Origin of the sequence: Aeromicrobium sp. (assembly GCF_047606445.1) — a bacterium.
GTDB lineage: Bacteria > Actinomycetota > Actinomycetes > Propionibacteriales > Nocardioidaceae > Aeromicrobium.
Map to the genome: position 1 here is coordinate 17,166 of NZ_JASGEK010000076.1, position 12,198 is coordinate 29,363.

Annotated in this window: 8 protein-coding genes and 2 pseudogenes; 4 read left to right on the forward strand and 6 right to left on the reverse strand. The window is 71.0% G+C overall.

Annotation, left to right across the window (positions count from 1 at the left end; genetic code table 11):
- Positions 1-27: 27 nt before the first annotated feature.
- The 3 genes from QM621_RS13970 to QM621_RS13980 all read right to left on the reverse strand — a co-directional run bounded on the left by QM621_RS13970 (position 28) and on the right by QM621_RS13980 (position 4,320).
- Positions 28-1,443: a glycosyltransferase family 2 protein gene (locus QM621_RS13970; protein WP_414990998.1), complete on the reverse strand. Its 1,416-nt coding sequence runs from the start codon at positions 1,441-1,443 to the stop codon at positions 28-30.
- Positions 1,444-1,540: 97 nt separating this feature from the next.
- On the reverse strand, positions 1,541-2,659 hold the full coding sequence (locus tag QM621_RS13975; RefSeq protein WP_414990999.1) for a hypothetical protein: 1,119 nt from the start codon (positions 2,657-2,659) through the stop codon (positions 1,541-1,543).
- Complete coding sequence (locus QM621_RS13980) at positions 2,656-4,320, reverse strand: sensor histidine kinase (protein WP_414991000.1); 1,665 nt, start codon at positions 4,318-4,320, stop codon at positions 2,656-2,658. The genes QM621_RS13975 and QM621_RS13980 overlap by 4 nt, the downstream gene beginning before the upstream one ends.
- Positions 4,321-4,557: 237 nt before the next feature.
- Between QM621_RS13980 and QM621_RS13985 the strand changes: the two genes are divergently transcribed.
- The 4 genes from QM621_RS13985 (at position 4,558) to QM621_RS14000 (ending at position 9,858) form a co-directional block, all read left to right on the forward strand.
- Positions 4,558-5,157 (forward strand): 50S ribosomal protein L25/general stress protein Ctc, encoded by a 600-nt coding sequence (locus tag QM621_RS13985; protein ID WP_414991001.1) that lies wholly within the window; start codon positions 4,558-4,560, stop codon positions 5,155-5,157.
- Positions 5,154-5,723, forward strand: coding sequence for an aminoacyl-tRNA hydrolase (gene pth / locus QM621_RS13990; protein WP_414991002.1), 570 nt, complete (start codon positions 5,154-5,156; stop codon positions 5,721-5,723). Before QM621_RS13985 ends, pth begins: the two co-directional genes overlap by 4 nt.
- A gap of 6 nt (positions 5,724-5,729) precedes the next feature.
- Positions 5,730-9,197, forward strand: coding sequence for a transcription-repair coupling factor (mfd, locus tag QM621_RS13995; RefSeq protein ID WP_414991003.1), 3,468 nt, complete (start codon positions 5,730-5,732; stop codon positions 9,195-9,197).
- Between the two features lie 127 nt (positions 9,198-9,324).
- Entirely contained in the window at positions 9,325-9,858 is a 534-nt protein-coding gene (locus tag QM621_RS14000) for a hypothetical protein (RefSeq protein WP_414991005.1), read from the forward strand.
- Positions 9,859-10,222: 364 nt separating this feature from the next.
- On the opposite strand, the pseudogene QM621_RS14005 reads toward QM621_RS14000, so the two are convergent.
- The 3 genes and pseudogenes from QM621_RS14005 to QM621_RS14015 form a co-directional block, all read right to left on the reverse strand.
- A pseudogene (locus QM621_RS14005) lies at positions 10,223-10,513 on the reverse strand (peptidase dimerization domain-containing protein); the annotation flags it as partial.
- Positions 10,435-11,157, reverse strand: coding sequence for a M20/M25/M40 family metallo-hydrolase (locus QM621_RS14010; protein WP_414991004.1), 723 nt, complete (start codon positions 11,155-11,157; stop codon positions 10,435-10,437). The gene QM621_RS14010 and the pseudogene QM621_RS14005, both read right to left, overlap by 79 nt.
- A pseudogene (locus tag QM621_RS14015) lies at positions 11,154-12,047 on the reverse strand (MFS transporter); the annotation flags it as partial. The pseudogene QM621_RS14015 and the gene QM621_RS14010, both read right to left, overlap by 4 nt.
- Positions 12,048-12,198: the final 151 nt, after the last annotated feature.

The following is a 12,198-nucleotide window of genomic DNA, read 5'->3' on the forward strand; positions in this document are numbered from 1 at the left end:
GGGAAGGACTCCTGGGGGTCGGGAGGATCAGGCGCGGAAGCCGCGATGGCGGCGCAGGACGCGGGTCAGCAGCCAGGCGGTCTGGGCGATGGTGGTGACGCCGAGGACGGTCCAGCCGACCAGCAGGGCGTCGGACTTGGCGCCGGCGGGCAACTGCGACCACGCGGCGACGAGCGCGACCACGAGCAGCGCGACCACCGCGTAGGGGGCGAGGTAGGCGCGCCCGCCGCCGCCCCGTTCGGCCTTGGCCTGCAGCGCCCAGTTGTCGGTCTGGGACCGGCTGAGGAACTTCGCCCACGAGCGCGCGAAGTGGCCCAGCCGGATCCACATGTAGAGCTCGGCCGGCGCCAGCGTCATCGCGAAGATGTAGTCGCGCCGGTTCGCGCCGTGCATGGCCAGAGCGATCCGCGTGTTCAGGGCGGTGGCGATCACCGGCGGGATCAGCCACCACAGCCGGAACTCGAAGGCATGGAAGGCCAGCGAGCAGACGAGCAGCACGACGAAGCCCAGCCGGGTGAAGGCGTTGAGGATCATCGAGCCGTTCTCGAACCAGCGCAGCCGCAGGTTCGGGTGGAACGGCTGGCCCTTGGTGTCGCCGCGCTGGCCGGGCCACATCAGGTCGATGGCCCCGGTGTTCCACTTGACCTGCTGGGCGTCGAGCGAGCGCAGGTCGGTCATGCCGCCGACGTTCGCGCGGGCGTCGGCGCTGATCTTGGTGAGATAGCCCGCGCTCTTGATCTGCAGCGACAGCAGCGAGTCCTCGATCTCGCTGTCGCGCACCCACGGCGAGCGCTGACGGGACTGCTCCACGACGGCGTGCAGCGCCTCGATCGAGAACAGCGAGTACTGCCCGCCGAGCACCGCCATATTGCGCCCGCGCAGCAGGTTCTGCAGGTTGAACGCGGCGAACTGGGCGCGCTGTCCGGCGATGAGGAACTTCTCGAACCACCCGGTCAGGCCGGTGTCGTCGATGCTGTAGATCGCCGAGATGCCGCCGATGCGGTCGTCGCTCTGGATCTCGGTCGCCAGCGACTCCAGCGCCCGGGGGTCGGCGGTGGTGTCGCCGTCGACGCCGAGGAGGTAGTCCATGTGCTCCACGAGCGCGAAGCCGTAGTTGAGCGCGCCGACCTTCTTGTCGGGGTTCTCGCCGATGTCGTGCACGAAGATCTCCGTCGCCTGCATCGCGTGGCCCTCGCCGCGCACGTGCAGGCCCGCGTAGTGGCCGGCGATCTCGGCGGTCGCGTCGGTCGTGTTGTTGACGACGACGTGGATCACGTTCGGCAGCCGGGTCTGGGCCAGCAGCGAGTCGAGCACGTCGGCGATCGTGCCTTCCTCGTTGTACGCCGGGATGACGCAGCCGATGGTCGCCGGTCGGGCCGACGCCGGGGCGAGGGCGTCGGGGTGGTCGACGGTCCATGTGCTGTCGGCGGGGGTCAGACTCATCAGGGCACCTCGGGGCGTACGGGATCGATGTCTCCATTCGATCACCGCGACCTCAGGATTCACCCCGGCGCGGCGTCAAGATTGCCGCAGGATCGGCTCAAGGCCACCGCCCCGGCATGTCGGCGTCGGCGCGGGCCGTGCGGATCAGCCGGCCGAGGTCGATGTCGTCGGGGCCCTCGACGGCCGCTCCGACGCGATAGGACGGGGCGACGGGAAGGTCGGCGGCGCGCAGGTCGAGTCCACGCCGCACCGCGCCCGCGACCCGGTCGAGCGGTCGCGCGGGGTGCGCTCGGGTCAGCACCGCGAAGCGTCCGTCGCCCAGATGGCCCAGCGTCGCGAACGGCGGCGTCTGCGCGCGCAGGACCGCTCCGACGCGGACGACCACCTGGTCTTGGACCTCCGGACCGAACGCCGTGCCCAGGTCGTCGAACTGCTCGACCTCGACCCACAGCAGGCCGACGACGACTCCTCCGGACCGCGCCCGGTCGACGCGGTCGAGCGCCTCGCGGCGGAAGGCGGCCGGACCGTTCACCTCGAAGCCGACCGGCGGCGCGTCGGACCGGTCGGTCCACCACGCGCGCCGTGCGGTCTCGCCGCGCAGCGAGCTGAGGCACAAGGCGGCCACCGAGAAGACCACCAGCGTGCCGACGGCGACGATGACGTCGATGATCTCGGTCCAGTCCACGACGCGGAGCAGGGTGAGCGACCCCGTGACGACGATGCTGAGGGTCGTCACGCCCATGAGGGCTTGCAGCGCACGCGAGGACGGGGCGGTGGCGTGCGGACCGAGCGCGGCGTCGACGAAGGTCGCGGTGGCGAAGGCCGCCGAGAAGGAGGCGGACAACGCCAAGGGGACGGGGAGCCCCCGGAGTTCCGCGTCCGGCAGGCCGCTGGCCAGCGTGATCCCGGCGGCGAGGAACGGGAACAGGAGCTGGGACGACCCACCGTGTTGCTGGAGCCGCAGGCCGGAGCGGAGCAGGCCGAAACCGAGGACGTAGCCGCCGGCCGCGGCGCTCTCGGCGAGGGGTTGCACGGTGCCGTCGCCGGGAAAGGTCAGGGCGAGCGCCCCGGTGGCCGAGATCGTCAAGAAGGCCACGGCGATGGTGCGACCGGCCCGGTCGTCGTGGTGGAGGGCCGCCATCGTCGTCAGGTAGACGGTGATCGCGGCCAGCGTGACCGAGCAGGCGAGCTGCGCGGTGGCGGCGTCGACCGTCATGTCGCGGCTCCTCGGCCGTCGCGCGGCAAGCGCAGCACGGCGACGGTGCCACCGCTCTCGCCGCGGTCGTCGAGCCGGATCGTGCCGCCGTGCTGGGTGACGATCTCCCGGCAGATCCCCAGGCCCAGGCCGGTGCCCGGCACGGTCGAGTTCGCGGCGTTCGACGTGCGGTAGTACGGCTCGAAGACCTCGACGCGTTCTCTCTCCGACATGCCCGGGCCGGTGTCGGCGACGGTGAGCGTCGCCTCGTCGTCGTCGCAGGTCAGCGCGATGCTGATCGAGCCGCCGTCGACGTTGTACTTGATCGCGTTGGTGACGAGGTTGTCGACGACCTGGCGCAGTCGGAAGTCGTCGCCCAGGATGGGGGTCGGGCCGGGCGAGTCGACGGTGACGGTGAGCAGCCGGTCCGTGGCCATGATGCGCAGCGCGGTGACGGACTCCTCGACGACCTCCGCGAGGTCGACGCGGCGCAGCGAGAGCGGCACCGCGTGATGGATGGCGCGGTGCCGGGTCGCCAGCAGATCGCCGACGAGGGTGAGGAGCCGTGTGGTGTTGCGCTCGGCGACGACGAGGTGCTCGGCGGCCTCCTCGGGCAGGCCGGGCGTGTCGGCGGCGAGCTCGATGAACCCCAGGATCGAGCTCAACGGCGTGCGGAACTCGTGCGACACCGACGCGATGGCCTGGTCGCGGGCGGCTTCGGCCTCCACGCTCTCGTCGACGTCGCGCAGCACGAGGACCAGCCGGTCGACGCTCCCGTCCTCGTGCAGGACGAGCCGTCCGCTGATCTCCACCGCCATGCGCGGTTGGTCGCGATGGCCGACCCAGTAGACCTCCGCCTCGACGGGCTCGCCGGCCAGGCCGCGCACATGCGGACGGTCCTCGGCGGAGACCGGGGTCTCGCCGTCGAGGTGGTAGAGCGGCAGTTGGTCGGCTGAGGTGGTCATCGGCAGGCCGAGGTGGCGCAGCATGGCGCGGGCGGCGCGATTGCTGCCGAGGTACGCGCGGTGCTCGTCGACGGAGACGACGCCGAAGGGCACGGCGTCCATGATCGCCGCGAGGACGTCCTCGTCACGGCGGGCCTGACGGTAGGCGGCCTCGGAGTGGCGCGCCTGCTGGTCGAGGAGACGGCGTTGCGCGGCCTCGCGGTTCGCTCCGGCCGACAGCACCGCCGAGAGCACGAGCAGGACGATGGTGACGCTGGCGGTCGCGGCGACCGTGGGCACGTCGACCGGCCCGGGGCTGACGCCGAGCTCGGACAGCAGCAGCGGCGCCCAGGCGACGAGGGTGCCGGCGACCGCCCCGACCACGCCCCCGTAGCGCCCGCCGTGCGCCGCCAGCCAGGCGACCGGCAGGATCAGCATGAAGCCGAAGCCGCTCGTCGGGGCGGCGACGCGCAGATGCCCGACGACGAGCAGGTCGACGACGGGGACGACGAGCAAGGTTCCGGGGGACCACTCCTGGCTTCCCCGCGCGATGCCGACGAGGGCTGTCAACAGCACGAGGGCGAGCAGCCCGGTGGCCATCCGCTCGGGGACCGAGGCGATGTCGTAGAGCAGCGTCAACGCGGTGATGGCCGCTGCGGTGACCAGCAGCGTCACCTGGGTCAGGAGCAGTCGGCCCATGGGGGCCGGCGACGTGGGATCGTCGTCGCGTCGCGGCATGACGCCCATCCTAAAGGCGCGATGATTGATTTCTTGACGATGGCGCGGCGTCGCGTGTGTGGCTCTGCGCCGGATTCGCTCGTCACGGCGGTCCTCGGCTAAGATGCCCGGGTTGCCTCGGCGAGGGCGCGGATCGGTCGATCCGACGCCGTGATCGACAGGGTGCTCCGCAGGAGTGCTGTGTCGAGCGTCCGAGCCTCGCCCCTTCCCCCGCATCGCTCTTCGAGGAGTCCTCTCGTGTCCGAGATCACCCTGTCCGCCCAGCCCCGCACCGAGTTCGGCAAGGGCGCGGCCCGTCGCGCGCGCCGCGAGGGCTTGGTCCCCGGCGTCCTGTACGGCCACGGCACGGACCCGGTGCACGTGAACCTGCCCGGCCACGACCTGATGCTCGCGCTCAAGCAGTCCAACGCGCTGCTGTCGATCGAGGTCGAGGGCGCCGACAAGCACCTCGTCATCCCCAAGCAGGTCCAGCGCGACCCGCTGAAGGGCTTCCTGGAGCACGTCGACCTGCTCATCGTCAAGCGCGGCGAGAAGGTCACCGTCGACGTCCCGATCACCATCGTCGGCGAGGTCACCTCCGACCTGCTCGTCGTCACCGAGAACACCACCGTCTCGCTCGAGGCCGAGGCCACCGCGATCCCGAACGACATCGAGGTCAGCGTCACCGGCCTCGAGGCCGACGCGCAGGTCCTCGCCAAGGACCTCGCGCTGCCGTCGGGCGCCACGCTCGCGAGCGAGGACGACCTGCTCATCGTCAAGATCGCCGCAGCGGGCGGCTCGGCCGAGACCGCCGACGCCGGCGAGGGCGCGGCGGAGGAAGCCGCCGACGGCGAGTGACCGTCTGGCTGATCGCCGGGCTCGGGAATCCGGGCCCGGCGTACGCCGCCACCCGGCACAACGCCGGGTACTTGGTGACGGACGCCCTCGCCGCCCGCATGGGCGCGTCGTGGAAGCCGAACCGCAAGAGCCGCACCGACATTGTCGAGGGACGGCTCGCCGGCGAGCGGGTCGTGCTCGGCCGGGCGCGCTCGTACATGAACGAGAGCGGGGGGCCGCTCAAGGCGCTCGCCGGGTTCTTCGACGTCGACCCCGAGCACATCGTGGTGGTCCACGACGAGCTCGACATCGACTTCGGCCGCCTCAAGCTCAAGCTCGGCGGCGGCGACAACGGCCACAACGGCCTCAAATCGCTGCGCGGCTCGCTCGGCACCGGCGACTTCCACCGGGTCCGCTTCGGCATCGGCCGGCCCCCGGGCGCCCAGACGGTGCACGACTTCGTGCTCAAGCCGTGGTCGTCGGTGGAGAAGAAGGAGCTCGACCTCAACGTCGAGGACGCCGCCGACGCCGTCGAGTCGCTCATCACCCGCGGTCTCGTGGAGACGCAGAGCGCTTTCAATCGGTAGGACCTCATGACCGAACGCCCCCTGCGATCACTGGCTGATCGCGTCACCGGCCTGCCCGCGCTCGCCGCAGCCCTGGACGACGGCGAGCGCGACCTCGCCCTGCGCGGACCGGCGGCGCTGCGGCCCTTCGTCGCGCACGCCCTCGCCGCGAGGCCGGGGCCGGTCCTCGTCGTCACCGCGACCGCGCGGGAGGCCGACGAGGCGGTCGGCGTGCTCGCCGAGACGCTGGGGGAGCGGGCGGTCGCCGCCTTCCCCGCCTGGGAGACGCTGCCGCACGAACGGCTGTCGCCCCGCTCCGACACGGTCGGGCGACGTCTCGCGACGCTGCGCCGCCTCGTCCATCCCGACGACGCGCCGTTGCGCGCGGTGGTCGCGCCGGTCCGTTCGATCTTGCAGCCGCAGGTGCGCGGTCTGGCCGACCTCGTCCCGGTCCGGCTGGTCAAGGGTGAGGACTACGGTCTGGAACGCCTCGTCCAGGGGCTCGCCGACGCCGCCTACACCCGCGTCGACCTGGTGGAGCGGCGCGGCGAGTTCGCGGTGCGCGGCGGCATCGTCGACGTCTTCGCGCCCACCGACGACCACCCGGTGCGCGTGGAGTTCTGGGGTGACGCCGTCGAGGAGCTGCGCCAGTTCTCGGTCGCCGACCAGCGCTCGTTGGAGCCGGTCGACGTCCTATGGGCGCCGCCGTGCCGCGAGCTGTTGCTGACCGACCAGGTGCGCGAGCGCGCCCGACGTCTCGCCGAGAGCCACCCGGCGCTGGCCGAGATCGGCACGAAGATCGCCGAGGGCCACGCCGTCGAGGGCATGGAGTCGCTGATCCCGGCCTTGGTCGATGAGATGGAGCTGTTGGTCGACCTGCTGCCCGAGGACTCCTCGGTGCTGATCTGCGACCCCGAGCGAGTCCGGGCCCGCGCGCACGACCTCGTCGCCACGAGCGAGGAGTTCCTGAGCGCGTCCTGGGCGGCGGCCGCGACCGGCGCCGACGCCCCCATCGACCTCAACGCGTCGTCCTTCCGCACGCTCGACGACGTGCACGAGCACGCGCTCGGCCTCGGCCACCGCTGGTGGGGGCTGAGCCCCTTCGCCCTCGACGACGACCGCGACCTCGGCGTCGAGGAGGCCCCCGAGCTGCGCGGCGACCTGCCCGCCGCCGCCGAGACGATCCGCCGCTGGCTGGCCGACGGCTTGGAGGTCGTGCTCGTCGTGCCCGGCCAAGGACAGGCGCAGCGCACCATCGAATGGCTGGGCGAGGTCGACCTCGCGGGCTCCTTCGACACCGGCGCCGCCCCCGGGGTCGTGCGCGTGGTGTGCGCGGAGCTGACGCACGGGTTCGTCGCCCGTCCGCTCGGCCTGGCGGTGCTCACCCACGACGACCTCGTCGGCCAGCGCGCCGCCGAGAAGGCCACGCGGGCGGCCATGCCCGCGCGGCGTCGCAAGCAGGTCGACCCGTTGGAGCTCAAGCCCGGCGACCCGGTGGTCCACGAGCAGCACGGCGTCGGGCGATACGTCGAACTCGTCAACCGGGTGGTGCAGGGCGCGGCCCGCGAGTACCTCGTCGTCGAGTACGCGCCGAGCAAGCGCGGCCAACCGGGCGACCGGCTGTTCGTGCCGATGGACCAGCTCGACCAGGTCAGCCGGTACATCGGCGGTGAGAACCCGACGCTCGACAAGATGGGCGGCGCGGACTGGACGCAGCGCAAGAACAAGGCGCGCAAGGCCGTCCGGCAGATCGCCGGCGAGCTCATCAAGCTCTACGCGGCCCGCCAGTCGACGAAGGGCCACGCCTTCGGGCCGGACACCCCCTGGCAGCGCGAGCTGGAGGACTCCTTCGTCCACGTCGAGACGCCCGACCAGCTGGTCACCATCACCGACGTCAAGCGCGACATGGAGCGCACCGTGCCGATGGACCGGCTGGTCTGCGGCGACGTCGGCTACGGCAAGACCGAGATCGCGGTGCGCGCGGCGTTCAAGGCGATCCAGGACGGCAAGCAGGTCATCTTGCTCGTGCCGACGACGCTGCTCGTGCAGCAGCACTACGCGACCTTCGCCGAACGGTTCGGCCAGTTCCCGGTGACGATCCGCCCGCTGTCGCGGTTCCAGACCGACAAAGAGTCGAAGCAGACCCTCGACGGGCTGGCCGACGGCACGATCGACATGGTGATCGGCACGCATCGCCTCTTGCAGCCGGGCGTGCATATCAAGGACCTCGGTCTGGTCATCGTCGACGAGGAGCAGCGTTTCGGCGTCGAGCACAAGGAGGCGTTGAAGCATCTGCGCGCCGCCGTCGACGTGCTCAGCATGTCCGCGACGCCGATCCCGCGCACCCTGGAGATGGCGATCACCGGCATCCGCGAGATGTCGACCATCGCCACGCCGCCAGAGGAGCGCCACCCGGTGCTGAGCTTCGTCGGTCCGTACGAGGACCAGCAGGTGATCGCCGCGATCCGCCGCGAGCTGCTGCGCGAGGGGCAGGCCTTCTACATCCACAACCGGGTGCAGAGCATCGGCAAGACCGTCGAGCGGTTGAAGGAGCTGGTGCCCGAGGCGCGGATCGCCGGGGCGCACGGCAAGATGAGCGAGTCCGAGCTGGAACGCGTCATGGTCGAATTCTGGGAGAAGCGCTACGACGTGCTGGTCTGCACGACCATCGTCGAGTCGGGCCTGGACGTGTCGAACGCGAACACGATGATCATCGAGCGGTCCGACGTGCTGGGCCTGTCGCAGTTGCACCAGCTGCGCGGGCGGGTGGGCCGTGGCAGCGAGCGGGCGTACGCCTACTTCCTGTACCCGCCGGACAAACCGCTGACTGAGACCGCGCACGACCGTCTCGCGACCATCGCGCAGCACTCCGAGCTGGGCGGCGGCATGGCGGTGGCGATGAAGGATCTGGAGATCCGCGGCGCGGGCAATCTGCTCGGTGGCGAGCAGTCCGGCCACATCGCCGACGTCGGCTTCGACCTGTATGTGCGGCTGGTGGGCGAGGCGGTCGCGGAGTTCCGCGGCGAGACGGAGCCACAGCGGCGCGAGGTCAAGATCGAGCTGCCCGTCGAGGCGCATCTGCCGAACGACTACGTGCCGAGCGAGCGGCTGCGGTTGGAGGTCTACAAGCGGCTGGCGGCGGTCGCGTCCACCGACGAGATCGCCGAGCTGCGCGCCGAGCTGGTCGACCGCTACGGCGAGCCGCCGGCCGAGACCGAGACGCTGCTGGAGGTCGCGCGGCTGCGGGTCGCGGTGGCCGACAGCGGCATCGAGGAGATCACCAGCGCGGGCAGCAACATCCGCTTCGCCGGTCTCTCCCTGCCGGACTCGGCCCAGATGCGCCTGCGCCGGATCTACCCCAAGAGCATGTACAAGCCGGTCACCGACACCGTCCTCATCCCCCGCCCCCGCGAGGCCCAGATCGGCGGCAAACCGCTCGTCGGCCGCGAGCTGCTGGAGTGGACGAGGCTGGCGGTGGAGACGCTCGTCGGGTAGTGAGTTTGTCCACAGGGGCCTGTTAGAGCACGTCACACTGTCCACAGGCGGACGATTGGCGCTCGATTTCTCGTCGTGGTGAACGGTTTGCTGGATCTCGCCAGCGCACCCGTTCCAGAATGGAGAGATGAGCCTGATGAACGAGATCGATACGCAGACGTGGATTCTCCTTGTCAGTTTCGCCGTGTCGTTAGTGGCGGCGACGGCCTACTTGCACCGCATGGTCAATGTCGCCATGCGTGAGTCTCGAGCGGAGGCTCGTGCGCTGTTCAGCAGACTGGAGGCGACGGTCGAGAAGAACCGGGGCGAGGCTCGCGAGGACAGCCAGCGTGTCAGCGGTGAGGTCAAGCAGGTCCGTGAGGATCTCGGTGGTCGGATCGATCGAGTCGAAGAGAGCGTCCAGCAGACTCGCGAGGAGCTGGGTGGTCGGATCGATCGAGTCGAAGAGAGCGTCCAGCAGACACGCGAGGAGTTGGGTGGTCGGATCGATCGAGTCGAAGAGAGCGTCCAGCAGACACGCGAGGAGTTGGGTGGTCGGATCGACCGAGTTGAGGATGAGGTCGGTCAGACTCACCGTGACCTCGGACGCCGTGTCGACGGACTCGGCTGGCGGATCGACCGTCTCTATGGGACCGACCCCGACCTGCGACGCGAGGCCTGAGCCTCACCTCGGGTTGGCGATGAGGGCGCGGTAGAAGACGGCGCCGCGGTCGAGCCATGCGGCCTCGACCCACTCGTTGGGGGCGGCTCATCTTGAGCGGGCTGAAGCGGTAGACCGAGTCGCTGATCCTCGTGTAGTGGCGGCTGTCGGTCGCGCCGGTCTGCACATACGGCACCACGCGGATCGTCTCGTGCGGAGACGGGTCGAGGGCGGCGACGGCGGAGGTGAAATGACGCCAGGCGTCGTTGCCGGTACGCGAGACCGGTGGCGGGTCGTTGCCCTCGATCGACGTGATCTCCACGTCGAGGCCCTTCAACAGCTTCGTCAACCGGGCGCGTAGCTTCTCGCGGGTGTCGCCGACGGCGAGCCGGACGTTGACCGTCGCCCGTGCCTCGGTGGCCAGCACGTTGTCGGCGGGGCTGCCGCTCAACTGCGTCACCGCCATCGTCGTGCGGACCATCGAGTTCGTCTCCTTGCCGACCCGCGCCAGCAACTCGGCCACCGGACGCCTCGCGTGTCGCGCCTGCCGCGCCACGATGCGTAGCGGGGCGGGCAGCGCCTCCGCGACGGCGTCGATCATGCCGAGGATCGGCTCGGACAGGATCGGCGGTTGCGGATTCTCCTCGATCCGCACGATCGCCCGCGCCAACCGCACGGTCGCGCCGTTCGGCGACGGGTGGACGCGTGTCCGCCCCCGCCGCGCGCCAACAGCTCGACGTTGTTGACGCCCTTCTCGACGGTCGCGACCATCGCGCTGAACCCGGACAGTCCCGGCAGCGCGTCGTCGACCACCGCGCCGCCCTCGTCGGAGACCAGCCAGGGACGCACGCCGAGCCCGTCGAGATGGGAGACGACCTCGCGGCACTCGTGACCCTCCACCTCCTCGTCGGCGCCGAAGGACAGCCACACGTCGTGCTCGGGTGTGAAGCCCTCCGCGAGCAGCGTCTCGACCGCGTCGGCCACACAGACCAGCGCGCCCTTGTCGTCGAGCGTGCCGCGCCCGTGCACCCGGCCGTCCTCGACCTCGCCGGAGAACGGATCGCGGTCCCACTGCTCGGGCGTCGTGGGCACGACGTCGTAGTGCGCCATCAGCACCACCGGGTCGTCGGCCGTGCGCCCCGGCCAGCGGAACAACAGCGATCCGACGGGGAAGACCGTCAGTTTCAGTTCGTTGTGCAGGCGTGGATAGAGACGTCGGAATGTCTCGCGGAATCGGGCGAACTCGGCCTCGTCGCGCTCGCCGGGCGCTGAGACGGTGCGGCAGCGGACGAGTTCGGACAGACGGTCGGCGGCGCTCATACGGCCATCGTCTCGGAGTCGGGGTCAGGCTCGGGGTCGGCGAAGGCCAGCTTCGGCACGAACATCAGCAAGAACGCCGCGACGGCGGCGGTGGCCACGCCGAAGACCGCCGAGGCGAAGGCCCCGCCGACGGTCTTGGTGGCGTTGGTCAGGCCGGTGGCGACGGCGGTACGACCTTCCGGCGCTGCCGCCGCGGCCGCTGCGGGCAGGGCGGCCACCAGGGCGCCCGACCCGAGCCCCACCACGATCATGCAGACGACGAGGTGGAGCGCGGAGTCGTGGAAGCCGGTGAGCGCGGTGTAGCCGAGCGCGATGAGGCCCGCCGCGCCGATGAGGCAGCCACGCGGGCTCACCGCCCGGCTGACCCGGGCGAACAGCAGCGCGCCGACCAGCATCGACAGGACGTACGCGCCGATCAGCGGCGCCACCGACGAGGAGTCCATGCCCAGCCCGAAACCGTGCTCGTCGGGATTGGTCTGCGCGAACGTCGACAAAGGCATCTGCGCGCCGAGCACGCTCACGCCGAACAGGAAGGCGGTCAGCTGCACCGGCCACATGGACGGCTGGCGCAGAACCCGCAGGTCGACGAGCGGGTCGGCCGAGCGGAGCTCCCACCGGCCGAACGGCCACAGCAGCGCCGCTCCGGCGACGAAGGCGAGCCACGGCCACGGCGAACCGGCGCCGGCGGTGCGGACGAGGATGAGGCCGCCGGTGATCAGCAGCAGGTTGGCGCTCAGCAGCGCGAGGCCGCCTCGGTCCAGCTCGCCGGGCTGCGCCTCGTGGTCGCGGGCGACGCCGAGGTGGATGACGACGACGACCGCCGTGGTGAGCAGCGCCGGCACGACCAGCACCATCGAGATCGAGTCGAAGGCCGCCGCGACCGCTCCGGCCGAGAGCGCGCCCGGTGCCGAGTGATGCTGTGCGGGAGGTCACGCGTGCAGCCTCGGCCCGCCGAGGGTCCCCGCCAGGGCGGTGAGTTGTCCACCTTTGCCGGGTGGTCGGTGGCTCATCCACCCTATGAGCGCCCATAGGGTGGATGAG

Excerpts from the sequence above, each read along its gene's own strand:
- QM621_RS13970 (WP_414990998.1), bottom strand. The coding sequence starts at position 1,443 with ATGAGTCTGACCCCCGCCGACAGCACATGGACCGTCGACCACCCCGAC.
- QM621_RS13975 (WP_414990999.1), bottom strand. The coding sequence starts at position 2,659 with ATGACGGTCGACGCCGCCACCGCGCAGCTCGCCTGCTCGGTCACGCTG.
- QM621_RS13980 (WP_414991000.1), bottom strand. The coding sequence starts at position 4,320 with ATGCCGCGACGCGACGACGATCCCACGTCGCCGGCCCCCATGGGCCGA.
- mfd (WP_414991003.1), top strand. The coding sequence starts at position 5,730 with ATGACCGAACGCCCCCTGCGATCACTGGCTGATCGCGTCACCGGCCTG.
- QM621_RS14000 (WP_414991005.1), top strand. The coding sequence starts at position 9,325 with ATGAGCCTGATGAACGAGATCGATACGCAGACGTGGATTCTCCTTGTC.
- QM621_RS14010 (WP_414991004.1), bottom strand. The coding sequence starts at position 11,157 with ATGAGCGCCGCCGACCGTCTGTCCGAACTCGTCCGCTGCCGCACCGTC.